General features: G+C 65.2%; 25 protein-coding genes. 5 read left to right on the top strand and 20 right to left on the bottom strand.

The genetic code is table 11. The features are described 5' to 3' along the window. Positions 1–11 precede the first annotated feature (11 nt). Together ACWW36_RS10350 and ACWW36_RS10345 are read right to left on the bottom strand one after the other, a co-directional pair. Positions 12–995, bottom strand: coding sequence for a hypothetical protein (locus tag ACWW36_RS10350; RefSeq protein ID WP_456142436.1), 984 nt, complete (start codon positions 993–995; stop codon positions 12–14). Next, entirely contained in the window at positions 992–1,831 is an 840-nt protein-coding gene (locus ACWW36_RS10345) for an alpha/beta hydrolase (RefSeq protein ID WP_456141449.1), read from the bottom strand. Before ACWW36_RS10345 ends, ACWW36_RS10350 begins: the two co-directional genes overlap by 4 nt. A gap of 20 nt (positions 1,832–1,851) precedes the next feature. Here ACWW36_RS10345 and ACWW36_RS10340 point away from each other — a divergent pair, with 20 nt between their 5' ends. Beyond that, entirely contained in the window at positions 1,852–2,853 is a 1,002-nt protein-coding gene (locus ACWW36_RS10340; protein WP_456141448.1) for a sigma-70 family RNA polymerase sigma factor, read from the top strand. A gap of 16 nt (positions 2,854–2,869) precedes the next feature. Here the strand turns inward: ACWW36_RS10340 and ACWW36_RS10335 are convergent, their stop codons facing one another. After that, entirely contained in the window at positions 2,870–3,772 is a 903-nt protein-coding gene (locus tag ACWW36_RS10335; protein WP_456141447.1) for a DUF559 domain-containing protein, read from the bottom strand. Between the two features lie 186 nt (positions 3,773–3,958). On the opposite strand from ACWW36_RS10335, the gene ACWW36_RS10330 reads away from it, so the two are divergent. Next, a complete protein-coding gene (locus ACWW36_RS10330) occupies positions 3,959–5,083 on the top strand; it encodes an NDMA-dependent alcohol dehydrogenase (protein WP_456141446.1) in 1,125 nt (374 codons plus the stop codon). On the opposite strand, the gene ACWW36_RS10325 is transcribed toward ACWW36_RS10330, so the two are convergent. After that, entirely contained in the window at positions 5,064–5,507 is a 444-nt protein-coding gene (locus ACWW36_RS10325) for a MarR family winged helix-turn-helix transcriptional regulator (protein ID WP_456141445.1), read from the bottom strand. The genes ACWW36_RS10330 and ACWW36_RS10325 overlap by 20 nt on opposite strands. Before the next feature lie 69 nt (positions 5,508–5,576). Between ACWW36_RS10325 and ACWW36_RS10320 the strand changes: the two genes are divergently transcribed. Together ACWW36_RS10320 and ACWW36_RS10315 are read left to right on the top strand one after the other, a co-directional pair. Further along, complete coding sequence (locus tag ACWW36_RS10320; RefSeq protein WP_456141444.1) at positions 5,577–6,341, top strand: pirin family protein; 765 nt, start codon at positions 5,577–5,579, stop codon at positions 6,339–6,341. Next, positions 6,319–7,587 (top strand): PQQ-dependent sugar dehydrogenase, encoded by a 1,269-nt coding sequence (locus ACWW36_RS10315; RefSeq protein WP_456141443.1) that lies wholly within the window; start codon positions 6,319–6,321, stop codon positions 7,585–7,587. Before ACWW36_RS10320 ends, ACWW36_RS10315 begins: the two co-directional genes overlap by 23 nt. Here the strand turns inward: ACWW36_RS10315 and ACWW36_RS10310 are convergent. After that, positions 7,584–7,880 (bottom strand): GlsB/YeaQ/YmgE family stress response membrane protein, encoded by a 297-nt coding sequence (locus ACWW36_RS10310; protein WP_456141442.1) that lies wholly within the window; start codon positions 7,878–7,880, stop codon positions 7,584–7,586. The genes ACWW36_RS10315 and ACWW36_RS10310 overlap by 4 nt on opposite strands. A gap of 217 nt (positions 7,881–8,097) precedes the next feature. Here ACWW36_RS10310 and ACWW36_RS10305 point away from each other — a divergent pair, with 217 nt between their 5' ends. Continuing rightward, complete coding sequence (locus ACWW36_RS10305) at positions 8,098–9,144, top strand: phosphodiester glycosidase family protein (RefSeq protein ID WP_456142435.1); 1,047 nt, start codon at positions 8,098–8,100, stop codon at positions 9,142–9,144. On the opposite strand, the gene ACWW36_RS10300 is transcribed toward ACWW36_RS10305, so the two are convergent. From ACWW36_RS10300 to ACWW36_RS10230, 15 genes are read right to left on the bottom strand one after another with little or no spacing between them, the layout of a single operon-like run. Continuing rightward, a complete protein-coding gene (locus ACWW36_RS10300; protein ID WP_456141441.1) occupies positions 9,141–9,662 on the bottom strand; it encodes an MBOE_33420 family protein in 522 nt (173 codons plus the stop codon). The two genes, ACWW36_RS10305 and ACWW36_RS10300, sit on opposite strands and share 4 nt — an antisense overlap. Positions 9,663–9,688: 26 nt before the next feature. Further along, on the bottom strand, positions 9,689–10,471 hold the full coding sequence (locus ACWW36_RS10295) for a fructosamine kinase family protein (RefSeq protein ID WP_456141440.1): 783 nt from the start codon (positions 10,469–10,471) through the stop codon (positions 9,689–9,691). 2 nt (positions 10,472–10,473) lie between these two features. Then, entirely contained in the window at positions 10,474–11,304 is an 831-nt protein-coding gene (locus tag ACWW36_RS10290; RefSeq protein WP_456141439.1) for an SDR family oxidoreductase, read from the bottom strand. Between the two features lie 9 nt (positions 11,305–11,313). Continuing rightward, positions 11,314–12,006, bottom strand: a complete 693-nt coding sequence (locus ACWW36_RS10285) for a YoaK family protein (RefSeq protein WP_456141438.1) — start codon at positions 12,004–12,006, stop codon at positions 11,314–11,316. A gap of 16 nt (positions 12,007–12,022) precedes the next feature. Then, positions 12,023–12,895 carry a mammalian cell entry protein gene (locus ACWW36_RS10280; protein ID WP_456141437.1) on the bottom strand — a complete coding sequence of 291 codons (873 nt, stop codon included), beginning with the start codon at positions 12,893–12,895 and terminating at the stop codon, positions 12,023–12,025. After that, entirely contained in the window at positions 12,862–13,413 is a 552-nt protein-coding gene (locus ACWW36_RS10275) for a mammalian cell entry protein (RefSeq protein WP_456141436.1), read from the bottom strand. Before ACWW36_RS10275 ends, ACWW36_RS10280 begins: the two co-directional genes overlap by 34 nt. Continuing rightward, positions 13,410–14,378 carry an RDD family protein gene (locus tag ACWW36_RS10270; protein ID WP_456141435.1) on the bottom strand — a complete coding sequence of 323 codons (969 nt, stop codon included), beginning with the start codon at positions 14,376–14,378 and terminating at the stop codon, positions 13,410–13,412. Before ACWW36_RS10270 ends, ACWW36_RS10275 begins: the two co-directional genes overlap by 4 nt. Then, positions 14,375–15,058, bottom strand: a complete 684-nt coding sequence (locus ACWW36_RS10265) for a hypothetical protein (protein ID WP_456141434.1) — start codon at positions 15,056–15,058, stop codon at positions 14,375–14,377. Before ACWW36_RS10265 ends, ACWW36_RS10270 begins: the two co-directional genes overlap by 4 nt. Beyond that, complete coding sequence (locus tag ACWW36_RS10260) at positions 15,028–16,608, bottom strand: MCE family protein (RefSeq protein ID WP_456141433.1); 1,581 nt, start codon at positions 16,606–16,608, stop codon at positions 15,028–15,030. Before ACWW36_RS10260 ends, ACWW36_RS10265 begins: the two co-directional genes overlap by 31 nt. Positions 16,609–16,611: 3 nt before the next feature. Continuing rightward, complete coding sequence (locus tag ACWW36_RS10255; protein WP_456141432.1) at positions 16,612–17,754, bottom strand: virulence factor Mce family protein; 1,143 nt, start codon at positions 17,752–17,754, stop codon at positions 16,612–16,614. Positions 17,755–17,756: 2 nt separating this feature from the next. Beyond that, complete coding sequence (locus tag ACWW36_RS10250) at positions 17,757–19,418, bottom strand: virulence factor Mce family protein (protein WP_456141431.1); 1,662 nt, start codon at positions 19,416–19,418, stop codon at positions 17,757–17,759. A 4-nt stretch (positions 19,419–19,422) separates the two neighbouring features. Further along, positions 19,423–20,997 carry a virulence factor Mce family protein gene (locus tag ACWW36_RS10245; RefSeq protein WP_456141430.1) on the bottom strand — a complete coding sequence of 525 codons (1,575 nt, stop codon included), beginning with the start codon at positions 20,995–20,997 and terminating at the stop codon, positions 19,423–19,425. Next, positions 20,994–22,025 (bottom strand): virulence factor Mce family protein, encoded by a 1,032-nt coding sequence (locus ACWW36_RS10240; protein ID WP_456141429.1) that lies wholly within the window; start codon positions 22,023–22,025, stop codon positions 20,994–20,996. The genes ACWW36_RS10245 and ACWW36_RS10240 overlap by 4 nt, the downstream gene beginning before the upstream one ends. After that, positions 22,022–23,299 carry an MCE family protein gene (locus ACWW36_RS10235; protein WP_456141428.1) on the bottom strand — a complete coding sequence of 426 codons (1,278 nt, stop codon included), beginning with the start codon at positions 23,297–23,299 and terminating at the stop codon, positions 22,022–22,024. The genes ACWW36_RS10240 and ACWW36_RS10235 overlap by 4 nt, the downstream gene beginning before the upstream one ends. Positions 23,300–23,302: 3 nt before the next feature. Further along, entirely contained in the window at positions 23,303–24,172 is an 870-nt protein-coding gene (locus ACWW36_RS10230; RefSeq protein ID WP_456141427.1) for an MlaE family ABC transporter permease, read from the bottom strand.

Genomic DNA, 24,172 nt, shown 5'->3' with positions numbered 1-24,172 from the left:
CCAGATTAGGGCTAGTTGGTGACAAAACCGTCGAGCGCCGTCACGACCTGTGGAGAAAGTGGGTCCTTCTTGGCGTAGTTCGCGACGCTGTCGGTGGGGTCGTCGCGCAACACGTGGTTGACACCCTTGAGCTCGACGACGGTCAACTGCGTGTGCTTGAGCGCATCGATGAGCGCGCGCTCGGTATCACATTTGGCTTGTCCATCGGAGTCTGAACAGGTCAACAAGACGCGGGTGTCGGCGGGAATCTTGGCGGCCAGTGCGAGTGGGTCGATCGCGTCGGCTTCGATGACGGCCTTGATGTTGCCGGGGTTGACGATGGCGCTCAGCCCCTCGGGCAGCTTGTCGGGTGCGGTGCCCTTGGTGCGCACCTGGTCGACGGCCGCCAGCCACGTCGACAGCGTCTCGGGTGTCGCGTCTGCGCGGACTCGGGCGGTGATGATGTCGAGGTAGCGGCCCGACAGCGGCTGAAACAGGCCGAGTGAGTGGATCTTTGGCGCGCCCGGCGTGGTGTCGACGGCCAGCGACATCGCGTGGATGGTGCCCTCGCCGAGGGCGTACACCGAGATGCGTGCCTTGTCGGTGCCCGGCTGGTCGGCGAGGAAACGCACCGCTGCCTTGGCACCAGAGGTGTAGACGGCGCTGCCGACGTCGGCGGGCTTGGCGGCATACGGGCCGAGGCCCGTCTTGCCGGTGCCGACCTTGTCGTAGCGCAGGCTGGCGACGCCGCGATCGGACAGAAGTTCGGCGAGCTGCCGCATGTTCCCGACGGGGCCCGCGACCGCGTTGTCGCCGTTGCGGTCGGTGTTGCCGCTTTCGGAGATCAGCAGTGCGGCGGGTCCAGGTTTGCCGTCGTGCTGATGGCGGTAGGAGCCGTGGATGGTGAGGCCGTCTGCGGCGAAGGTGACGTCGTCGTCGACCCAGGCCGGCGGGGTTTCGGACGAGCATCCGGCCAGCAGCGCGATCGAAACCGCCAGCGCAGCAAGCGCTTTCAAAGCTTGGCCTCGATCCACGACGTGACGTCGTCGAGCACCACCGCTTTCTCCGGCTCGTTGAACACCTCGTGATAGAGCTCGGGGTAGACCTTCAGGTGCACGTCGGTCGAGCCGACACATTCGACAAGGCGGCGGCTGCCGTCGACGTGGATCAACTTGTCCTGCTCGCCGTGCACGACCAGCAGCGGGGCGGTGATGGCGCCCGCGCGCTGCGGCATGCTCTCGCCAACGCCGATCAATGCGCGGGCGATGCCGGCGGGCAGCTTGCCGTGAAAGACCATCGGGTCGGCGTTGTAGGCGGCGACGACGTCGGGGTCGCGCGATACCGCGTCGGTGGGCAGCTGTTCGACGGGCAGGCCGGGCGCGATCCTGCCGAGCAGTTTGGCGACGAACACCATCACCGGCGACACGTTCTCTTGCGCGTCGACGGCCGGGCCGGACAGCACCATCGCGGTGTAGTCGTCGGGATGCTCGACGCCGTACGCGAACACGACGCCACCGCCCATGCTGTGGCCCAGCACGACGCGCTTGAGCCCGGGATGCTCTGCGGCGGCGCTCTTCACCAGCGTGTCGAAGTCACCGGTGTACTCGGAGATGTCTTTGAGGTAGACCCGCTTGCCGCCGGAGCGGCCGTGTCCGCGGTGGTCTAACGCGTATGTGATCAGGCCTGACTCACCGAACCGCTGCGCTACGTGGTCGTAGCGGCGGGCGTGCTCGGCGTATCCGTGTGAGAGCACGACGACGCCGCGGGCCTCGGTGTCAGGTGTCCACACGTCGTAGACGATGCGCACGCCGCCCACACCGTCGAAGCTGCGTTCGCTGCGGGTTGTGGCCATCAGGGGAGAGTAACGAGTACGTGTCGGACAGTCTGCGTAAGCTCGGTGCCGTGAGCGTCCTCGCACACGAAACCGACGACGAATTCCTGCTCAAGGCCGAGCCGCACCGGCGTGAGCTGTTGGCGCACTGCTACCGGATGACCGGTTCTGTGCACGACGCCGAGGACCTGGTCCAGGAAACGTATCTGCGCGCGTGGAAGGCATACGGCGGCTTCAAGGGACAGTCGTCGCTGCGGACATGGCTGTACCGCATCGCCACCAACACGTGCCTGACGTCGCTAGAAGGTCGTCAGCGCCGGCCGCTGCCGACGGGCCTCGGACAGCCGAGTTCGGATGCGAACGGTGAACTGTTCGAACGCCACGAGGTGCCGTGGCTCGAGCCGCTGCCCGATGACTCCGCTGACCCGTCGAACATCGTCGACTCTCGCGAGTCGGTGCGGCTGGCGTTCATTGCGGCTTTGCAGCATCTGTCGCCGCGGCAGCGGGCCGTGCTGGTGCTGCGGGACGTGCTGCAGTGGAAGGCCGCCGAGGTCGCCGACGCGATCGGCACGTCCACCGCGGCGGTGAACAGCCTGCTGCAGCGCGCGCGGGCACAACTGGACACCGTCGGCCCCAGCGAGGACGACGAGCTGGCCGAGCCGGAGTCGCCGGAGAGCAAGGATCTGCTCGACCGCTACATCGCCGCGTTCGAGGCGTACGACATCGATGAGCTGGTGAAGATGTTCACCGACGACGCGATCTGGGAGATGCCACCGTTCGACGGCTGGTACCAGGGCCCCGAAGCGATCGTCACGCTCACGCGGGTCCACTGCCCGGCCGAAGGTCCGGGCGACATGCGGTTCATCAAGACGACGGCCAACGGGCAACCCGCGGCGGCGCTGTACATGCTCAACCGCGAGACCGGGATACACGAGGCGTTCCAGCTGCATGTGCTCGACCTCAAGCCCGACGGTGTCTCGCATGTGGTGGCGTTCCTCGACACGGCGCTGTTCGAAAAGTTCGGCCTGCCGGCTTCTCTCTAGCCGGCCGAGTGGCCACCTATGCCACGTCTTCCGCCAAAATCCTTGCAATAACTGGCCACTCGGCACCGGCCGCCCGCAACGCCGCGCATACCCGCGCAACAATTACGTGCGCACGGTATCGCAGCATCTCGGCGCTCACGCGGATGATTACCCAGCCTCGGGCCAGCAGCTCCGCATGCCGGTCGATGTCGTAGGCATACTGCTCCGGGTTGGTCCAGTGCTGCTCACCGTCGTACTCCACACCAACCTTGAAATCCTCGTATCCCATGTCAACCTTCGCGTACCGCCTTCCCGCGAAGTCGCCATAGACGACGATTTGCGTCGTCGGGCGCGGCAGTCCCGCGTCAATGAGCACAAGCCGGGTGCGGGTTTCCTGCGGCGATTCCGCTCCGCTATCCATCAGGTCGATCACTTCGCGCAGTTGAACCAGGCCGCGCACCCCACGATGGCGTTCCAACAGACGTATGACATCACGCGCCTGCAACCTAGTCGCGTTCGCTAGTGCATCAACTGCAATGAGCGCCTCCGTGCGACGGCCGCGGCGACCGAGATCGAAGGCGGTACGGGCGGGTGTCGTCGCGGGGATACCGCGGATGAGGCGGGTCTCGTCGTCTGCCAGTTCGTCCCGGTGAATGACGATGCCATCCACTGGCTTGCCGTTACGGCGATACAACTCCGCGGGCAGTCGCGGATCGATCCAATCCGTTCCGTACAACGCCGCAGCCGACAGCCCTGCGGCGGTCCCTTTTCGACCAGACCACAGCCATGCAGCCTCCGCCCGCATTGGCGGTGTGAGTTCCATTTCCTTCGGCAGGTAGACATCGCGGTAGATCCTGTCGTAGCGGCTAATCAGCGTTCGCCTCGTCACGGTGCCGCGCGCAAGTGCTTCAGTGCCGATAAAGGGACCCGTCTGCGCCATGCGCTTAGGACGGTGTTCACGCGCAAATGGCTTCGCTTGTCGCTCAGTGGCCAGTTATCACACGCACGAACGGCGAAAGTGTGCCACAAGTGGCCATTCGCCAAACGATCTGATCTAGCACACTGTAAGCCCAGCTAGACGGGCTTCTTGACACGTGTTTTGGAACGTGTTCTATGATCGCGAATCATGAAGACCAAGGGCGCTCTGCTGTGGGAGCTCAACTCGCCATTCAAGATCGACGAGATCGACCTCGGTGATCCCGTCGCCGACGAGGTACAGATCCGCATGCACGCCGCCGGCATGTGCCACTCCGACTACCACCTGACCACCGGCGCCACCCCGATCGGCCTGCCCGCACTGGGCGGCCACGAGGGCGCGGGCGTCGTCACCAAGGTCGGCAAGAATGTCACCGGTATCGAAGAGGGCGACCACGTCATCCTCGCCTTCATTCCTGCCTGCGGTGAGTGTCAGCCATGCCTGAAGGGGTACCGGTCACTGTGCGACCGCGGCGCCGTGCTGCTCGGCGGCAAGGCCATCGCCGACGGGACCTCCCGCGTGCACGCCGGCAGCACCGAGGTGTCGCCGATGAACCTGCTCGGCACTTTCGCCCCCTACATGACCGTCCACAAGGACTCCGTCGTCAAGATCGACAAGGACGTCCCGTTCGAGACCGCCGCCATCTTGGGCTGCGCGGTGCCCACCGGCTACGGGTCTGCCACCAATGTCGCCGAAGTCAAGCCCGGTGAGACGGTCGCGATCATCGGCGTCGGCGGCATCGGCATGAGCGCGCTGCAAGGTGCGGTCATCTCCGGGGCCCGCAACGTCATCGCCATCGACCCCAACGAGTGGAAGCGCGACCAGGCCATCAAATTCGGCGCCACGCATGTCTATCCGTCGATGGCCGAAGCCATCGCGCCGATGATCGACGTCACCCACGGGCTGATGGCCGACAAGACCATCATCGCCGTCGGCGAGATGAAGGGCGAGTACCTCGAAGAGGCAATGATCCTGACGGCCAAGACCGGCACCTGCGTCGTGACCGGTATGGGCTCGATGATGGACGTCGACGTCAAGCTCAACCTGTTCCTGTTCACCATGTTGCAGAAGACGTTGAAGGGCAACATCTTCGGCGGTGGCAGCTCGCACGTCGAGACCCCGAAACTTATTGCGCTCTACAAGTCGGGTCTGCTCAAGATCGACGAGATGGTCACGAACACATATTCGTTGGAGAACATCAACGACGGCTATCAGGACATGCTGGACGGCAAGAACATCCGCGGCGTCATCAAGTTCACTGAAGCCGACTGGTAACCACCTCGATCCACGACGCCAGCGCACGTAGCTGCGTCGGCGACACACCGTCGAACACCACCGCACGCACCAATTCGGCGTGCCCTGGCGCTGCGGCTTCCAAAGCAGCTTGGCCCGCGTCGGTGATCTCCACGACCGCGCCGCGGCGGTCGTCGTCACTGCCATGGCGGACGACCAATCCGCGGCCACGCATCCGTCGCAGTTGATGCGACACCCGACTCTGCTCCCAACCCAGCGCCTCACCGAGCTCGTTGACGCGCTGCGGCCCGCGCTCCGACAAGGCGACCAACACGTCGTAGTCCGACAGCGACAGCTCGCAGTCCTGCTGCAACTGCCGGTGCATGGCTATCTGTAGCCGGCTCACCATGGTCAAATAGCCCCGCCACACCCGCTGTTGCTCGTCGGTCAACCACACGGAATACATGACACATCATCTATGTTGTCTTGGTCAAGGCCTGCCACCTAGGCTGGCGAGAACCCGAGGGGTGAGCACATGACACCGACAGAGACCGTCGACATCCGCCGCGCTGACGATCGCGCGAAGACGAAGATCTCCTGGCTGGACTCCAAACACTCGTTCTCGTTCGGCAGCCACTACGAGCCAGAGAACACGCACCACGGCCTGCTGCTTGTCAACAACGACGACATCGTCAAGCCAGGCACCGGTTTCGATACGCATCCCCACCGCGACATGGAGATCGTGACGTGGGTGCTGCGCGGCTCGTTGGTGCACCAGGACTCCACCGGACACTCCGGGGTGATCTATCCCGGCCTGGCGCAGCGCATGTCCGCCGGCCGCGGAATCCTGCACTCGGAAAAGAACGATTCGTGGAAGCTGACCGGGTCCGAAACACATGACGAGCCAGTGCATTTCGTGCAGATGTGGGTTGTCCCCGACGAGTCGGGCATCGATCCCGGCTACCAGCAGCTCGAGATCGACGACGAGCTGCTGCGCGGCGGCCTTGTGACGATCGCCTCGGGTATGCCCCAACACAGCGACGCCGCCGCCATCACGATCCGCAACCGCTACGCAGCCCTGCATGGCGCTCGCATGCAACCGGGCGACACCGTCGCCCTGCCCCAGGCGCCCTATCTGCATCTGTTCGTCCCGCGCGGCGAGGTCACTCTCGAAGGCGCAGGCCCGCTCCATGAGGGCGACGCCGTCCGGTTCACCGCATCAGGCGGGCAGAAGGTCACCGCTACCGAACCAGCCGAGATTCTGGTCTGGGAGATGCATGCGGGTTTGGCTGCGGCGTAAGCACATTGGGCTCATCGGCATCGCGCTGATCGCCGCATGCTCGGCGAGCCCAGCCCCGCCACACGGTCCGGCACCTCAAGCGCAATCACCCACTGGCTTGGCACCCGTCACGGTCACAGTGGACGCAGCGATGGCCCAGTCCCCGTTCGACCGACCACGCCAGGTGCTGGTCCCGCCGGGCTGGACGATGTCGGTGTGGGCGCGCATACCCAAGGCCAGACTGGCCGTATGGGCACCCGATGGCACGCTGTTGATTTCGGTGCCAAGCGCCGGCCAGATCCTGCGTCTGGAGTCCGGCCGCGACTCGGTGCTGCTCGATGGGCTCGACCAGCCGCACGGCCTGGCGTTCGCGGGCCGGACGCTGTATGTCGCCGAAAGCGACCAGATCGACGCCTACGAGTACGCCGACGGCACGGCGACCAATCGGCGAACGCTCGCCGGGGGCTTGCCGGATGCGAAAAGCCCTGACCTCAAAGGCGAATACGCGCACGCACTGAAGAGCGTTGCCGTCGGCCCGGACGGCGCGGTGTACTTCTCCATCGGCTCGACCGGCAACATCTCCGCCAGCGACCGCGACGCCAACCCACCGCGAGCCACCGTCATGCGAATCCCACCGGGCGGAGGGCCATCTCGGCCGTTCGCCACGGGCGTGCGCAACGGCACTGGCCTGGCGATCGCGCCCGACGGCTCGGTGTGGACGGCGGTCAACAACCGCGACAACGTCGCCGACCCGCATACGGGCCTTGTCGATCCGGAGTACATCAACGACCATCCGCCCGAGGCCGTCGCCAGGTTGACGCCAGGGCGCGAATTGGGTTGGCCCTACTGCAATCCCGACGGCGGACCGGCGGACCTGCCGTTCATCCGCGACGTGCAGACCAACGGCGATGGCAGCAAGCTCGACTGCGCGTCGCTTCCGAAAGTCGAGCAGAGCCTCGGCGCGCACGCCGCCCCGCTTGGCATGAGCTTCACCGAAGGTGTGCTGCCCGACCCCTATGGCAGCGGAGCGCTTGTCGGAGTGCACGGGTCATGGAACCGCCAGCCGCCCCAGGCGCCCGAAGTGTCCTTCTTCGCTTGGCAGAGCGGCCATCTCGGCAACCAGCAGACGCTGGTCGGCGGATTTCAGGCGCAGAACGGCTCCCGCTGGGGCCGTCCGGTCGCCGCCGTAGCGGGACCGGACGGAGCGGTGTATATCACCGACGACTATGCCGATGCCGTGTACCGGCTCGCGCCGCCGGCCCGCTAGCGGACGGTGGTGCCGCGCGGCGTGCCTGTACCGCGCCGGCCCGTGACGGCGACGTAGATCCCGATCAGGATGGCCGCCACGACGACACCGACGAGGAACGGGATGACCGCCCACCCGCCATTGGAGTTGGAATAGCCAACCTGATAGGTCACCCATGAGCCGATCAAGGACCCAAGGATGCCCAGCACGATGGTCATGATGACGCCGATGGCCTGCCTGCCCGGCATGATCAGCCGCGCAAGCGCGCCGACGATAGCTCCGACGACGATCGCACTGATAATTGTCCCAATCATTTCTTCTCCTCAAGATGTAAGCCCGACCACGGCGGGATTACCCAATCCGGCAAATTCCACGCGTGACAGCGAAGCCAGCAACGCAGCCGATGCCCAACTGATATGTAGCTGTGACGAAAGTTGACAGTGTTTCTACTGTGATTACTGTTGTCTACGTTCTAGCTGTCTCGTCGAAGGGGCACCCGTGTCGAGTGCGGCCGCAAACTTCCGGCGCTTGATGGCGTACGCCGCAGCGCTGCTGCTGTGCGCTGCGTTGGCAACGACGGCGGCCCCAACGGCCCGCGCCGCCGACGGACGCGAATTGTTGGCCAACGCGATCGCCAGCACCCGCGGTTCGTACCTCGTCTACAACTTCGGCGGCGGACATCCCGCGCCGATGCTCAACGCCGCCGGCGACTGGTATGAGCTGACCAACGGCGGCCACTTGATGATCATCAAGTCCGCCTCGCAACGCCTGGCGCCGAGGCTTCTGGTCGACTCACACGCCGGCTATCAAGCCCGTTGTGAACGTGATCCGCGTGCGCGCACTTCAGAAGGGCTGTTGCAGGCCTCGGAGATCTACACGCCGCTACAGGCGTGGCAGGCGCTTGGCCAGCCGACAATCGCGATCAACGCGAACTTCTTCGACGTGCGCGGGCAGAAGGGCGGTTCGTGGAAGTCGACCGGTTGCAGCTCGCCGCTGGGCGCCTACGTCGACAACACCCGCGGGCAGGGCCGAGCCAACACCGCCGTCACCGGCACCATCGCCTACGCAGGCAAGCAGGGTTTGTCCGGCGGAAACGAAAGCTGGTCCGCGCTGTCCACGATGATCCTGCCTGTCAGTGGCGCGCCGTTCGTCGTCTCCCCGAAGGCACACGACGACTACGACGCGGCATCGCCCGTGATCCAGGGACTGATGGACAAGGGCACCCGGTTCGTCGCGGTGAGCGGACTCGGGTTGCTCGCACCGGGAGACACCGGGCAGATGAACGACGGCGGCCCGAGTGCGGCGCGCACTGCGCTCGCCTACGCCAAGGGTAAAGACGAGATGTACGTCTTCCAGGGCGGTAGCTATACCCCGGACCAGATCCAGGATTTGTTCCGCGGCCTCGGCAGCGACACGGCAGTCCTGCTCGACGGCGGCGGTTCCTCGGCGATCGTGTTGCGCCGCGATACCGGCGGCATGTGGGCGGGCGCCGGTGTGCCCGACGGGAACTGCGACACCCGTCAGGTGCTGTGCGACTCCCGCGAGCGCGCTCTGCCGAGCTGGCTCGCGTTCAACTAGTCGCCCCCCGGCGGCGGGTCGATGGGTGTCAGGGATATCGGCACCAAGTGGGTGCCCGGCCCCTCACCTGGGCATCCGGCTCCATCGGTGATGAGCGTGCGCTCTCCGAAGAAGCTGCCGTCAGGGTTCGGGATCCAGTAGTCCGAGCGTTGGGCCGTCACGGCGCTGTTGGGGTTGCTGCGATCACAGAAGTAGGGGTACTCACCGCTCGTTTCCCAACGGTCGTTGTTCCATCTGTACTCGTAAGCCAAGGGAGCGCCTGGATTGCGGGCATGGTCGTCCTTGTTGTCCATGTGCATGACGCAACCGTTGACATCACAGTTGGTGGTGAATTCGACGGGGAACGTTATCGGATTCATCGGCGTCGGCATACCGTTGAACGTCTGCTGTGAGAAGTCGATGAACACGTTGTAGTACCCGTACAGCGGCGGCGGTTCAGCTCGGTCCGCGTGAGCGACGGGCGAGACGAGTATCGCCGCACATGCGGCAAAAACGCCTATTGGCGCGGACTTTGACATATCACTGAGTTAACACACCGACTCGGTCACTCGTCGGCGAATCGGGAGATGAGCGCGGTCGCTGCCGCGGCGTGCGTCTGGCGCTCGTACCCGCCTCCGAACAACATAACGTGAGCCAGCAGCGGGTAGAGCTGGTGCAATCCGACGCGGTCACGCCAGCCGTCTCGCAACGGCCGACGCGCCTGGTATCCGGCGATCACCTCATCGAAAAACGGGCATCCGAACAGGGCAAGCATCGACAGGTCGGTCTCGCGATGGCCGCCGTGGGCCGCGGGATCGATCAGCACTGCCCCCTCGGATGTCCACATGACGTTGCCGCTCCACAGGTCGCCATGAAGCCGCGCCGGCTGATCGTCGTCGTCGAAATCACCTGCCTCGCAGCGGGATGTCACCGCAGCGACGGCTTCGCGGGTCGCGGTGCTCAGTCTTGGTGCCGCGCGTTCCGCCATCGGGACCAGGCGCTCGCGCGCGTAGAACGTGCCCCAGCGTTCGTGGCCGGTCAACGACATCGGCAGCGGCTGATGCAACGGGCCGAAGAATCCTGGCCCGGCCCAGCCGTCGGGCGGTGCGCCGAAGGCCACCGCGCCCGCATCGTGCGTGCAGGCCAACCGGCGTCCGAACTCGTAGGCGGCCGCGCGGGTCGGAGCGGAATCCGATAGCCGCTGTAACGTCAGGCTGATGTCGTCGTAGTCGATCACCCGTGCGCACTCCACTCCGCCGGCGGCGGCCGAAAGCCATTGCAGCCCAGCGGCTTCACACGCGAAGAAGCCCGGGGGCGCGCTGGGATTGCGTTTGACGAAGGTCGTCATGGCTAAGGTTGACCGGCGACCCGTCGCAGCACGCGGTCACGGGCCCAGGTTGGCAGATGCGTCATTAGTGCCACTTGAAGTTTGGGGGCCACACCGACGACGTAGCGCGCCCGTGGCCGGCGAGCGGTGAGCGCCTCCTCCACGACGGCGGACACCTTGTGCGCCGGCACCGCCAGCTTCTGCGAGACCGGGATCATCTTCTTCATACCGGTGATGTGCTTGGCGTACAGGCCACGCTGTTCGGGGGTCAAGGCGGATTCGACGTCGGCGACCATCGTGTCCGCCGTGCGCCACATGTCGGTGTCGGTCTGCGCCGGCTCGACGATGACGACCGGAATATGCCACGGCCGCAACTCCATTCGAAGCGCGTCGGCGGCGGCTTCCAAGGCGAACTTGCTGGCACAGTAGGCGCCGATCAACGACATCGACAAACGTCCGTTGACGCTGGAGATGAACACGATCCGGCCACGTGATTGCCGCAGCCGCGGCAGCACGGCCTGCGTAACGGCCAGCTGACCGATCACGTTGATATCCAACTGTTTTCGCCAGTCGTCGGGGCTCACGGTCTCCATCGGCCCGCTGACGACGACGCCCGCGTTGTTCACGATCGCGTCCAGTCGCTCCGGCAAAGAGTCTGCCAACGCGGCGATCTGTCCGGCATCGGTGACGTCGACGATGACCGACGAGATCCGCTGCGGGTTCAGCTTGACCAGGGTGTCCGCGTCTTGCGCGCTGCGGACACCGGCGATCACGTCCCAACCGCGTGAAGCGAGGTGTTCGGCGATCGCCTTTCCGATTCCGCGGGAGGCTCCGGTGACGAGTACTGATGGCATACCGCGAGACTAGTCCGCGGCCGTGTCCTGTCTTTGCGGGCCGAACAGGAAGATAGCGGCGCTGGCCGCGACGGTGGCTGCCGCCAACGCGATTACCGGCGCAACGGTGAACCGGGTCAGCGTCGCTCCGACGACTGCGCCGCCACACATCGTCAGCACCACGCTGTAGCGCAACTTTTCGCGCTGTCCGGTGCCGCCGGCCAGCCGGCTGTCGAACCCGATGCCGACGATCGTCGACGTGAGGACCGTGGTGCTCAGCTCCTGGATGCCGAACTGGCGTGCGGTCGCATTCTGGCTGCCGAACGTGACGGCCATCCCCGCGATCAAGACGAGCTTGCTGTTGTTGTGATAGTCCAGGACCCCTGTGCCGGCCAGGATCGAAAGCGTCGCCAGCACAACCACTTCCGTGCCGAGCGCGACGGCCAGCCAGTGACGGACCTCGTAATCGATATGGCGGGCCAGGCGGCCGCCGAGCACCGTGCCTGCCAGAAAGCTGACGAACGCGACGATCGCGGCGGTCAGATCCACTCCGGAATGCGGCACAAACCAGAAGCCGAGGAAGATCACGTTGCCCGTCATGTTCGCGACGAAGACGTGGCCCAGTACCAGCACACTGATCGCGTCGACGATGCCGGTCGCGAACGTCAACAGCAGCAGGCTGGTCACCGTCAGTCGGTCCGAGACCGGGGAGACGACAGCCATGCTTGAGGTGGGCGCCCTAGAGCTGCGGTGTCAGATCGAACGATGTGACGGTGGACATCCGGGTGATCAGCCACTTGGCGTCTTGACGCTCCATCGTCAGCCGGTACGACAGATAACGCAGCGATGGGATGTTCTTCGTCACCGGGCTCGTCGCCACCGAGTTGGTGTAGACGAGCGCGGTGGCTTCCTTCGGGTTCACCGATTCGACCGCGGCGCCCATCACCTCGGTGGTGTTGGTGACCTGAGCCTGTTTGTTGGGCGCGACGATCGCGTCGATGTACTTGCGGTATTCGTTCGCGAAGTCGCCGCCCAGATAGCGGGCAGCGCGGTCGGGTAGCGAATCCATGTTGTCTGGCGTGTACGTCCACAACGTGGTGATGGCGCTGGCCGCGGTGCGGGCGATATCGAGCTTGGTGTCGACGAGCGCGCGATCGGCGAGGTAGGGCTGCACCGTCGCACCGGCGAAGGCGGCTGCGCCGACGAACAGCGCGCCTGCAGCGGCCGCGGTGATCTGCAATCGCTTGCCGGCCGGTTTGTGCGGCACCAGAATCACGTCGGCGTCGGGCGCATCCTCGTCAGCCTCTTCGGCAGTAGTCGACTCCTCGTCGTCCGCTGCCTCGTCCGCGCCGGCGGGTTCCGGTTCGGCCACCGGCTTGGCGCTTCGGCCGGCCTTACCCACTGGCGTGCGCGATTCGGGTTTCGGTTCTTCGACGGCTTCTTCGGACTCGCCGGTCGGAGTGGGCTGTGTTTCAGGCGTTTTCGCGCGCCGCCGCCACAAACCCCTGCGCCGGCGGGGCGCGGCGTCGTCGGCCGCAGGGGCGTCCGCCGGCTGAGCCGGCGATTCAGCACCCGTGGTCAGATCACCTGGATCAGCCGGCTGATCTTCCACTGCTGTCCTTCCTTGATAGTCGTTGCAACCCAACGACTTCCGCTCTCGAGCGTCGACTTTCCGTCGGGTGACTTGCTGGTGATCTTCGTCGCGAGCAGGACGTCGGCGCTTCCGTCATCGTTCCATCGCTGCAGACCGGCCTCGAGCACCGAGCCGGTGGTGGGCTCGGCGCGCGCGACCTGAACCAGGATCTCGTTCTCCTTGTCCTTGAACATCTTCGCGAAATCGCCGGTGCCCTGAGCCAGGATGCGATCCGCATACTCGTTGGCGTGGAACGGGTCCAGCGTGGTGTACGTGGTCATGAACTCGCGGACGTAACTCAGCGCCGCGGCTTCCTTCACCGCCGCCCTTCGATCGGTTTCGTGTCCGACCAGCATCCACGTGCTCGCGGTGATCGCCGCACCCATCAGCAGCGCCGCGACAACGGCCACCACCAACAACCCCCATCGGCGGGGCGGTTTGGGGGCCACGTCGAAGAAGTCGCGCTCGTCGGCTTCCAGTTTGCGCCGCGGGCTCACTGGCCGGCCTGATTCATCTGCGGCTTCTTCAGCACGGTGAGGTTTGCGACCCGCCACTGGCCGTCACGTGACTTCTCGAAGTCCACTCGCACGGTGGCGGTGATGAACTTCAGATCCTGCGCGCTCGTGCCGCGCTGACCTTGCATGGCCAGCAGCATCGACGCCCGGTCCGGCGCCGCGGACAGCACCGCACTGCTGACCGCCCAGTATTCGTTCGTCGTGGCGCCGGCTTTCTGCACCGCCTGCTGCTGGGCGATCAACTGGGCCCGGTAGGCGTCGGTGGTCAGCGACTGCGCGTGCGAGAAGTCCTGCTGCAGGCTGTCGACGTTGTAGCTCAGCATCTGCTCGACAATCCGTGGGCCCTGCTCGGCGATCTGCGCGTGCGCCGCATCGACGGCGCGATCATGCCGGTAGATCACCGGATAGCTCAGGCCCACCCCTGCCGCGCACAGCAGCGTCGCGGCGATCAGCACCGAAGCGGCCGGGCGGTGCATGTCGCGCCGCGGCGGCTCGACTTTGTGCACTTCCGTCCGCAACAACAGGTCGGCGAATGTGCGGCGTCGACGATCCCACAGCGGCCACAACCATCCGATGAACAGCGCGGCGGTGTCGAGCACATGCGCCAGGTCGCGGGCGGCCAATCTGGACACCCCCACGGCCGAGCCGTCGCGTTTGGTGACCGCGATGCCGAACAGCGCGCGGCCAAGTGACCACCCGGTGAGCGTCGGCAGCAGCAGCCGGTTGACCGCCATCAGCAGAAACGTCAGCGCGGCGACGGCCGTCAGCACCCACCACACCCAGCCACGCTGCGGGGCGGTCAGTGTCAGGAGCGCCATCGTCACGATGACCGCGACACCCACCAGCACGTCGACTGCGAACGCGCCGGCACGCGCACCCCACGAGGCGGGCTGCTGCGTGGGCACTTCGGCGGGTGCGTCAGGCGTCGCGTCGAGCACAGCCGTCACGTGCTGACCTGGTCCAATTTGGCGACCTTGTAGGTGCCGTCGGCGGGCGCCATCACCACCCGCAGCCGGTAACCCTGCTGTTGGTCGGCCTGCGCGGAATTGGTCACCTTCACCCGCACCGCCACCAGGACGACGACCGACCCGTCGTCGTTGTGCCGTTCGACCGCGGCGCGGATGTCGGAGACCGCCACCTTGGCGTTGGCGGCCTGGTACGCGTCGAGCAAGACGCCGCTGTAGAGCGTGGCCTGCGCACCGAAGTCACCGGTCGCGCACTCGATGATCTTGGACTGGGCGGTCGCCATCGCCGCGGTGTCCGGTGCCTGCGTCGCCGTCACGCAGTCCTTCGCCGCCTGAACTGCCGCGGCATCAGCACGGGCCATGGCCTCGCTGTCGTCGTGGGACCGCAACGCCAGGTAGCCACCCGCAGCGACACCGGCCGCCGCCAGCACCAAGGCCACGCAGATGCTTGCCACCCAGCCAATGCCCAGCCGAGACGGCCGGCGATCGTCAGGCGCTTCGCCGACGTGCTCTGGGGCTTCCTCGGCTTGTTCGGTGGCGTCTTCGGATTGTTCTTCTGGGGATACTGCTAACGACTCCTGATCCGGCTTTGCGACAGCATCGTCAGGTGCAGCATCAGCATCGGTGGGGTTCAGCTGGCGGGTGCCAGCATCTCCTTCCATCCGTCGTCTCCTGAGTTATTCGAATTGCTGACGTTGTACCTGACGCCGTCAGGTCCGACCACCTCACCGCTCTGCGGGCTGTAGACGGCGGTGGAGCCAGGTGGCCCTGGTGCCGGAGTGTACGTACACGGGTTGGGTTGTTGTCCACTGCACTGGACCCTCCCAGCGCCGGGCGGGCTCAACGGATCGCTGGTCGGTGCCGACCCGCCCCTTTCAGGCGGCGGCAATTGGTCTGCCGGGAGCGGGTTGAGGCCGTTGTCGACGGTGGGCGCGGGAATGACCCCTCGTCCGGGATTGACTCCCTGGTCACAGCGCGCGGCCGGCGCGGGGCAGGACAAAATCTGGTTCGGGTCGCCGTACCAGGGGTTGGTACCAAGCGGCACATACGGTTCATTGCTCCGGCACTCCCGCGGCGTTGCCGCGCGCTTGCCCGGGACGTCCGCGCAGGGATAGTTGCGCGCACCGCGAACGGCGTTGGCCTGGAAGTCCTTTGGAATCTTGCAGTACGTGCCCGACGGCAGCGGCGCCATGCTGGTGTCGGCAGGCGATCGCCATTCGGATGCGGGCAGGAACCCGGTCAAACACGGCGGCGGCTGGTTGATGGACAGCGCCAACGGGAGCTGGCCCAGATCCTTGAACAACGTTCCGGCCTGCGCGACCGACGCGCCCTGCGGCAAGATCACCAATGTCTGTTCTAAGCCCTTGTGGTAGCGCTTGAGCATGTCGAAAACGACCGAGAGATTCGCCAGGGTCTGCGGTAGCGAGTCACGCACACCGCTGAACACCGCAGTCGTCTGGTCCAGCGTCGGCGCGGCCTGCTGAAGACCGCTGCGCAGGGCGGCATCCTGCTCGGCCGACTGCGCAGCCAGGATGTTGAGGTTGCGCGCCCACACTTCGATGTTGTCGCCGGACTGCACCTGACTGTTCAAGATCGGTGCCGAGTTCGCGATGATGTCGTTGACCTGCGGGATGTTGTCCTTGAAGCCCTGGGCGATGTTCGTCGTCGAATCGACCAGCCGCTGCAACGCCGGGCCCAGTCCACCTACCGCTTGCGAGGTTTCGGTCAGCAGCGCGTCGATCTTCTCCTTGGGTAGCACCGCCAGACCTCGGTTCGCGGCATCCAGCGCCGGACCGACCTCACTGGGCACGGTGTTCACCTCAATGGATCCCACGCTTTGGCCGTTGCTCAAGAACCGGCCGGGGTTGCCGGTGGACACAAGGTCCAGGTACTGCTCACCGATCGCCGACACCGAATGCACGTTCGCCGTGGCGTCGGCAGGAATCTTGTAGCGGCTGTCGATGCTCATCGTCGCCTTGGCGCCCCGCTCGGTGGGCTGGACGTCGGTGACCTTGCCGATCTGGGTGCCGCGGTACGTCACGTTGGCCGTTCCGTACAGGCCGCCGGACCGGGGTAGCTCCGCATACAACTTGTACTGGCCCACACCGACCAGACTCGGCACGCGCAGGTAGTACCAGCCCAACACGACGAGCGCGATGATCGTCAGGATCGTGAAGAGCACCAGCTGGAATTTGATGAAACGGGTTAGCACTACTCACTCACCCCTTTCGACCAGCGGTCCGCCCGGCACGTCGTGCGGGTTCGGCGTGAACCGCACGTCCGGGATCATCGTCTCCGGATCGCGTCCCCATGCCTGCTCGAGTGCGCGCAGCATTCCGGAGATGCCGGTACCGGTCAAGAAGCCGTTGTCGAGAGACGACAGCGTCAAGTCGACCATCAGCGACACGTTGAGGTAGTCGCCGCGAACCACCTTCGGCACGTTCTCGATCGAGAACGGTGCCGTGAGCATCAGCTTCAGCGCACCGACCAGGTACGGCGACGCGCGGCCCAGCTGCTTGAGCGGCCGCTGGAGGTTCTGCAGGTCGGTATGCAGGGGGTCACTGGCCGGAGCCAACGCGTTGTCGGCCGCCACGCTGATCCGACCCAGCGCCTCCACTGCGTCGGCGAACAGATCACGGGTGTCCGCGAAATGCTTGATCAGCGGCGGGAATTCAGTGAGTACCTGATCGAGGGTTTCATTGCGCTGACCGACGATCGTCAACAACCGGTTCGTGGAATCGATTGCGTGCGTGATGTCTTGGCTCTGCTTGTTGAGCTCGTCGGTGAAGGTGTCCAGCTTGTTGAGGAACTCCCGGATCTGGTCGGCCCGTCCATCGAGCAGGTTGTTGATCTGGGTCTGGATCACCTCGAGGTTCGGGATGCCGCCGCCACGCAAGATGGTGGCGATGCTGGCCAGCACCCGCTCGGTGGTCGGAAACGCCGAGGCGTTCTTCAGCGGAATCGTGTCACCGTTGTGCAGCTGCCCCTGCGGGTCCGGCGGCGAATCCAGCTGCACGTGCTGCGATCCCAGGAGGCTGGTCTGTCCGATCTTGGCCAGCGTGTTCGCCGGAAGCTTCACATCCGGTTGCAGGTCGAGTGTCAGCGTGGCGACCCAGTTCTTCAGCTCGATCGACCGCACCCTGCCGACGTACACGTCGGCCACACGTACGCGGCTATTGACGTTGAGCGCCAACGTATCCGGCATCTGCACGTAGATCGTCATCTTGTTGGATGCCGTGCCTGGGCCACCCGGCAGCGGGACGTTGGCGATGCCCTTCCAGGATCCGCACGAGCTCAGCACCAACGCGACCATGACGAGCGCGAGGGCACGGCTGGCGATTCGGCTGCATTTACGCATGCTTAACCACCTGACTCAGCGGGTAGCGGCGGGCCCGCGGGCGGCGGTCCGGCGGGGGCGGCGGGCCCTGGGCCGGGCCCGGCGGCGGGCGCAGGCGCGGACAGTGGCGAACCACCAGGATCGCCCGGTATCACGCCCGGCGCGGGCGGCGGCGGCGGTCCCGGCTGCGGATACCACGGCGGCGGCAGCGGGTTGTTCTCGTTGTACGAGTCCGGCGGGCCGGGCAAGTTGCCCCCTGGCGGGGCTCCGAACGCCGGCGGTGCACCTGGAATCACGCAGTCGGGTCCGCCCATCAGTTCGGCGAGGCACTCGGGCGTCACCATGTTCGCGGTGAACGGCTGCACGTCGATGCCCTGCATGCCGGGCGCGGCGACCCAGCCCGGCTCGTGGTTGCCGTGCGAGAACAACGTGTCGCGCGAGAAGACGCCGGGCACCGTGGTGTCCTTGTAGCCCCCAGGGGGCTGCAGACGCGGCTCCGAGTACGTGACCGTCTTGGGCAGCGTCATCGCCGTCATGAACTGGTTGATACCAATCGGCGGGTAATTGAACTTGATCGCATCGAGGATCGGGCCCAGGTACTGCGCACACAGTTCGGCGGACTCCTGATACCCCAGCCGGCTACCGGCCTGAATCGCGCTGCAAACCAGCTGCATTGGGTTTGCGAAGTTGGCGATGGTGGGCAAGCCCATGACGCCGCCGGTCGTGGGCGACACGATGTTCATCAGGTTGGCGCCGAGCGTGGGAAACACGTGTAGGGCGGTTTCCAAACCGTTGAGCGGATCGGGCTGCAGGATGGCGTTGGTGACCTCGGCCAGGTTGTTGATGTCGTGCGTCAGCACCTCGCCGTTCTTGTTGATGAACTGACGGGTCGTCGTCAAGAGCTGGTTCAGGTCCTTCAGCGCATTCGCCAACTCCCGGTCGGTGTTGGTGAACGAGTTGGTGAACTTCGCCAGATCGTCGTTCAGGGCGACGAACTGCTGATCGCTCTTGTACAGAGCGTTGACGAACAACGCCAGACTCTTGACGACACTGAAGAAGTCGCCGCGGCCCTGGTTGAGGGTGAACAGCGCCTCGGACAGCGAGTTGAGTGTCTTGTTGAGTTGTTGGCCCTTGCCGGCGAACCCGTTGGCGGCGGATTCGATGATGTCGCCGAACGGGCCTTTCGGTTGCTCGGGAGTGGGCCCGAGGTCGGTCAGGATCCGGTTGATCGAGTCGCGCAGTTGGTCGTACTCGACCGGCACCTGTGTGCGGTCGATCGGGATGACCGCGTCGTCCCCCATCACGGGACCGCCGGTGTACGGCGGGGACAGCTGGATGTTGCGCGACGCAACCAAGCTGGGGTTGAGGATCGATGCGGTGGCGTTGGCGGGAACTTTGTACTTGTTCTCGTAGTGGAACGTCACCTTCATCTTGTCGCCGGCGGGCTCGATCTTGTCGATCGAGCCGACCTTGACACCCATGATCTGGACTTTGTCACCGGGGTACAGCGCGAGGGTGTCCGTGAAGTAGGCGACGACGGTGTTGTTGGTCAGCTTCTTGTACAGCTGCCAGCCGACGATGCCCGCGACGAGAGCCACGACGACGATCAGCGCTCCGATGATCACCGAAGCTCGCGAAACGCCGCTCGGCAGCTTCAGGCTGCGGACGTTGAAGATGGTCGACATCGGTTCAGCCCTCCTGCTGCGATCCGGGCGGGAGGTACGGCGGGTTGCCTGGCAACGGGGGTACCTGGGCCGGCGCCAGCTCCGGACCGGGTCCGGGTGGCGGCGGCGGACCCGTCAACGCCGGTGGAAGCGGTGCGATGCCCGGCGTGAAGTCCGGCGGCTGTGGCGGCAACGGGCCGACGGGCACCGTGCGAGCTCCCGGCGGACCGGGTGCGATCGGTGCGGGCACACCGGGCATATCCGGTGGCAACTGACCCGGAATGGCGGCCGATGGCACACCCGGTGTGAAGCCCGGGCCGTTCACATTCGGGTCGGACGTGACCACGTCCGGCGGCGGGTATTCGGGCCCGCCGAACGGACCGGTGGTCAAATGCGAACACGGCAGCGGATCGCCAGGCCTCGGCAAGCCATCGATCGGAGGCGTGTAAGAGCACGGCGAACCCTTGAGCACGCCCGGACCCGGGTTCTCCGGTGTGCCTTCCAGAACGGCCGGACCCGGCGCCGGTGCGCCGTTCGGGAATCGCGCGCCGTTCGGATCGGGGAACCGCCAGGCCGGCAGACCGGCGTTACGCCAGAACTCCTCCGGGTCGATACCTCGCTTCTTGAATGCGGCGTCGACGAACGGCTGCAAGATCTGGTAGGGCAGCAGATTCGCCAACAACACCTTGAAGAACGGGCCCGAGGAGACCGCCTCACCAAGTGACGCAACGAATTTGGCGACCGTCGACAGCGTGTCCATCAGATCGAACTTGCGATCCCGCAGGACGTCGCTGATGGTGCGCAGCTGCTCCAGCACCCGATTCAGGTTCGGATTGTCATCGATGAAGCCCTTCACCTGTTCGGAGAAGGACGCCACCCGCTCGAGCAGCAGGCTGACGGCGTAGTTGCGTTGGTTGATCGCCGCGAGCAGCGACTGAGCGTTCACCAGCAGCTGGTTGATCTGCGCGCTGCGGCTACCCAAAACTCCGGCGATCTTGTTGGCGTTGGCCAGTAGTTGCCTGATCTGGTCGTCGCGCTTGCCGATGGTGTCGGAGAACCGCTCCACACCTTCAAGCGCCGCGCTCAGATGCGGGTACGTCTGGTCGATGGTTTCCGACAGGACATTCAACGACCGCTTCACCATTTGGGTGTCCCAGCCCGAGGCGGCCTTCGTCACGTCGAAGAACGCGTCGTAGATCTGGTACGGGGTGGTGGTCTGACCCAGCGGAAGAATTCCGTTGGCGCGCAACGGTTTCGAGCCGCGCGGTTCGATCTCGATGTTGCGGCGGCCCAAGATGGTGTCGGTGCGGATGGCCGCCCGGCTTTCGGTTCCGATCTGGGTGCCTGACAGGGAGTAGCCGATGACGACCTTGTCCCCGTCGATAGTCATGGAGCGCACCCGGCCGACGTCCACACCTGCGATGCGGACCTTGTCACCCTTGCCGATGCCGCCGGTGTCGGCGAACTGGGCGTAGTACGTCGGCGTCGCGAACAGCATCGGCACACTGGCGAAGCTCTGTCCCACGCCGATGACGATGACCAGGATGATGATGCCCATCAACCCGTTGCGGATCCGGTTCGACCCCTCGAGCGTCCTCATTTCGGCGTGCACCTACCCGATGGCTGCGAAGTGAGCTTGACGGTGCGCACCGGCCCTCCGGGCTGCAACCCGTTGAGCTTCAACGAGATATCGCAGGCGTAGAAGTTGAAGAAGTCGCCATAGATGCCGCCGGCGCGGCCGATGATCTTGAATGCCGTCGGCAGCTTGACGAGGATGTCGTTCAGTTGGTCCTTCTGGTCGACCAGCGGCTGCTGGATGCCTTCCAAGTTGGTGATCGTGCTCTGCAGCAGCGGTCGATTGTCGGCGAGCAGGTCGGCGATGGTGCCCGCCGCGTCGCTGATGTTCGCCACCGAACTCGCGATCGGATCCTTGCGGTTCTTCAGTCCGGTGATCAGCTGCTCGAAGTTCTGCAATGTTTCATCAAACTGCTTCTGGTGCTTGACCGTGGTGTCGAGCACGGTGTTGAGGTTGCGGATCACCTCACCGATCGCCTGGTCGTGATCGGCGAGCGCGGAGGTGAGCGACGCGGTCTGGTCCAGGATGTCGTTGATGGTGCCGCCCTGACCCTGGAAGATCGTGACGATCGACTGCGCGATGTTGTTGACCTTGTTCGGGTCCAACGCGCGGAACACGGGCCGGAAGCCGCCGATCAACGCGTCCAAGTCGAGTGCGGGCTCGGTGCGCTCGATCGGGATGGTGCCGCCTGCGGGCATGCGCTTGTCGCTCTGGCCGCGCTTGAGCTCCATGTACCGGTCACCGATCAGGTTCAGGTACCGGACGGAAGCCGTCGTCCCGTCGAACAGCTGCAGTGAGCGGTCCACACTGAAATGGACCTCGGCCTTCGATCCGCCGTCGATCAATTGGACCTCGGTGACCTTGCCGACCTCGACGCCGGAGGCCCGAACGAACTGGCCCGACCGCAGACCACTCGCATTGGAGAAGACGGCCGTGTACCCGGTGGTGCGGTCGAACCGCATCTGCCCGAACACCACGATGATGATCGCGGTGAACAGCAGCAGCACCAGTGAGAAGATGCCGAGCTTGACAGCGGTACCGGTGATTTTCATGGGTTGATCGTGTTCTCCCCGAACTGGCGGCCCCAGACGTATTCGATCCCGGGGGCGATGATCGGTATCGGTGCTGGGAGAAGGGGAATGATGCACGGCGGCAGCCCGGCGCACCCAAACGGCGAGGCGAGTTCCAGGTGGTTGTACGGCGCGATCGATGCGCCCGTGTCCATCACCAGGTACGGCGCGGGCCACAGGTCGCGAGTGATCGGCTGCCAGCAACCGGGCCTGCCCTCGGGTCCGCCCTTGGCGTTCACCCGCGGCAGGTTGTCCGGGTACACGTAGGCGTTACCCCCACCAACAAGTTCGGTGGTGGTGCGCAGCGAATAGCCGTTGCCGCCCAGCGATGCCGCGACTTTGGGCTCAACGTCGTGGAAGTTGCGGATCGTGCAGAACAACGCCGGGCTGTACTTGTCGAGCAGTTCCGATGTGGGGATCAGGTCCTGGGCACCGCGCACCAGATACGGCCCGCTGCGTTCGAAGACGTCGGCGCCGGTGTTGCCGAAACCAACGGAGGCCATCAACGCCTGATCGATGTTGCCCTGCTGCTCGTTCAGTGTGCGGGCGGTCGTCACCGCGTTCTGAAGACCGTCGAACAGATCCGGCGCGGCGTTGGCGTACACGTCGCCGAGGCTGGCCAGCAGTTGGTTGTCGCGTCGGATCTGCGGCATCTGCGGATTGATGTCGTCGAGGATCTCATTGCCGTGAATGATCGACTGCCCGAAGCGATCCCCCAACCCGTCGAGGGCCTGGGCGGTTGCGGTCAACGTCTGGTTGAGCTTGATCGGGTCCACCTGCTGAGCGACAGATACAACCGTCTCGAACAGCGTGTTGAACTCTGTGGTCACCGACGTCACGTCGATCACGTCGGAGGTCTTGATGCGTTCCTTCGCAGGGTCTTTCGGCGACGAGAACGATATGTACTTGTTGCCGAACACCGTGGTGGCGCTGATGTTGGCATTGACGTTCTTCGGAATCAGCTGCAGGTATTTGGGATCGACGTTCAGCGTGATCTTCGCCCTGGGCTCGCCGCCGACGCTGACCTCGTTGACCTTGGCGACTCGCCCGATCTCCACGCCGTTGAAGGTGACCTTCGCACCGGGGTCCATCGACAGGCCGGACCGCGCCGAGATCATCGTCAGCTGTTCGCGTTTGAGGAAGTCGCCGCGAAACTGGAAGTACACCAGCACGATTGCGGCGATAGTGATCAGCGCCAACACCAACCCCGCCAGCTTGTACGGCGGGGTGCGGGGCTCGTTGATAGGTGCGGTCATGGGCTACACCGTGAGGTTGAAGTTCGGGTCGACGCCGTAGAGCGCCAACGATGCGAACAGGACCACGCAGACGATCGCGACCAGTGAGGCGCGCATCGACCGGCCAACGGCCTCGCCGACACCGACCGGTCCGCCGCTGGCGAAATAGCCGTAGTAGCAATGGTTGAGCATCACGATCACCGAGATGATGACCGCCTGAACGAAGGACCAGAACACGTCGTCGGGACGCAGGAATGTCCGGAAGTAGTGCTCGTAGGTGCCGATCGACTGGCCGTAGAAGAACGTCGTGGTGACCTGTGCCGACAGGAACGACATGATGATCGCCATCGCGTACAGCGGGATGATCACCACGAAGCCGGCCACGATCCGCGTCGAGACCAGATACGAGACGGACTTGATGCCCATCACCTCGAGCGCGTCGATCTCCTCGCTGATGCGCATCGCACCCAGCTCGGCCGTGGCGCCGGCACCGACCGTTGCCGCCAGGGCTTGCCCCGCGACCACCGGTGCGGCGATGCGCACGTTGATGAGCGCGGCGAAGAAGCCGGTGAACGCCTCGACGCCGATATTGCCCAGTGACGCAAACCCCTGGATCGCGACCAGAGACGAACCGGACAGCGTGACGAAACCGACGATCGCGACGGTGCCACCGATGACAGCCATTGCGCCGGTGCCCATCCCGATCTCGGCGATCAGGCGCAGCATCTCCTTGCGGTAGTAGCGCACCGCATGCCCGATCGAGCCGATCGCGGTGACGACGAACCAGGCGACGTGCCCGATGCCGTCCAGTCCGCGCGCCGGCGCGCCGACGAACTTCTCGGTGCGCGCGGCTCCCCGTGGGAATCGTGATCGCAGAACCTGAATAGTCGACAC

The sequence above is a fragment of the Mycobacterium sp. MMS18-G62 genome (assembly GCF_053877835.1).
Note: the sequence above shows the minus strand (reverse complement) of the source record. Positions and strands in the feature narration are given on the sequence as shown.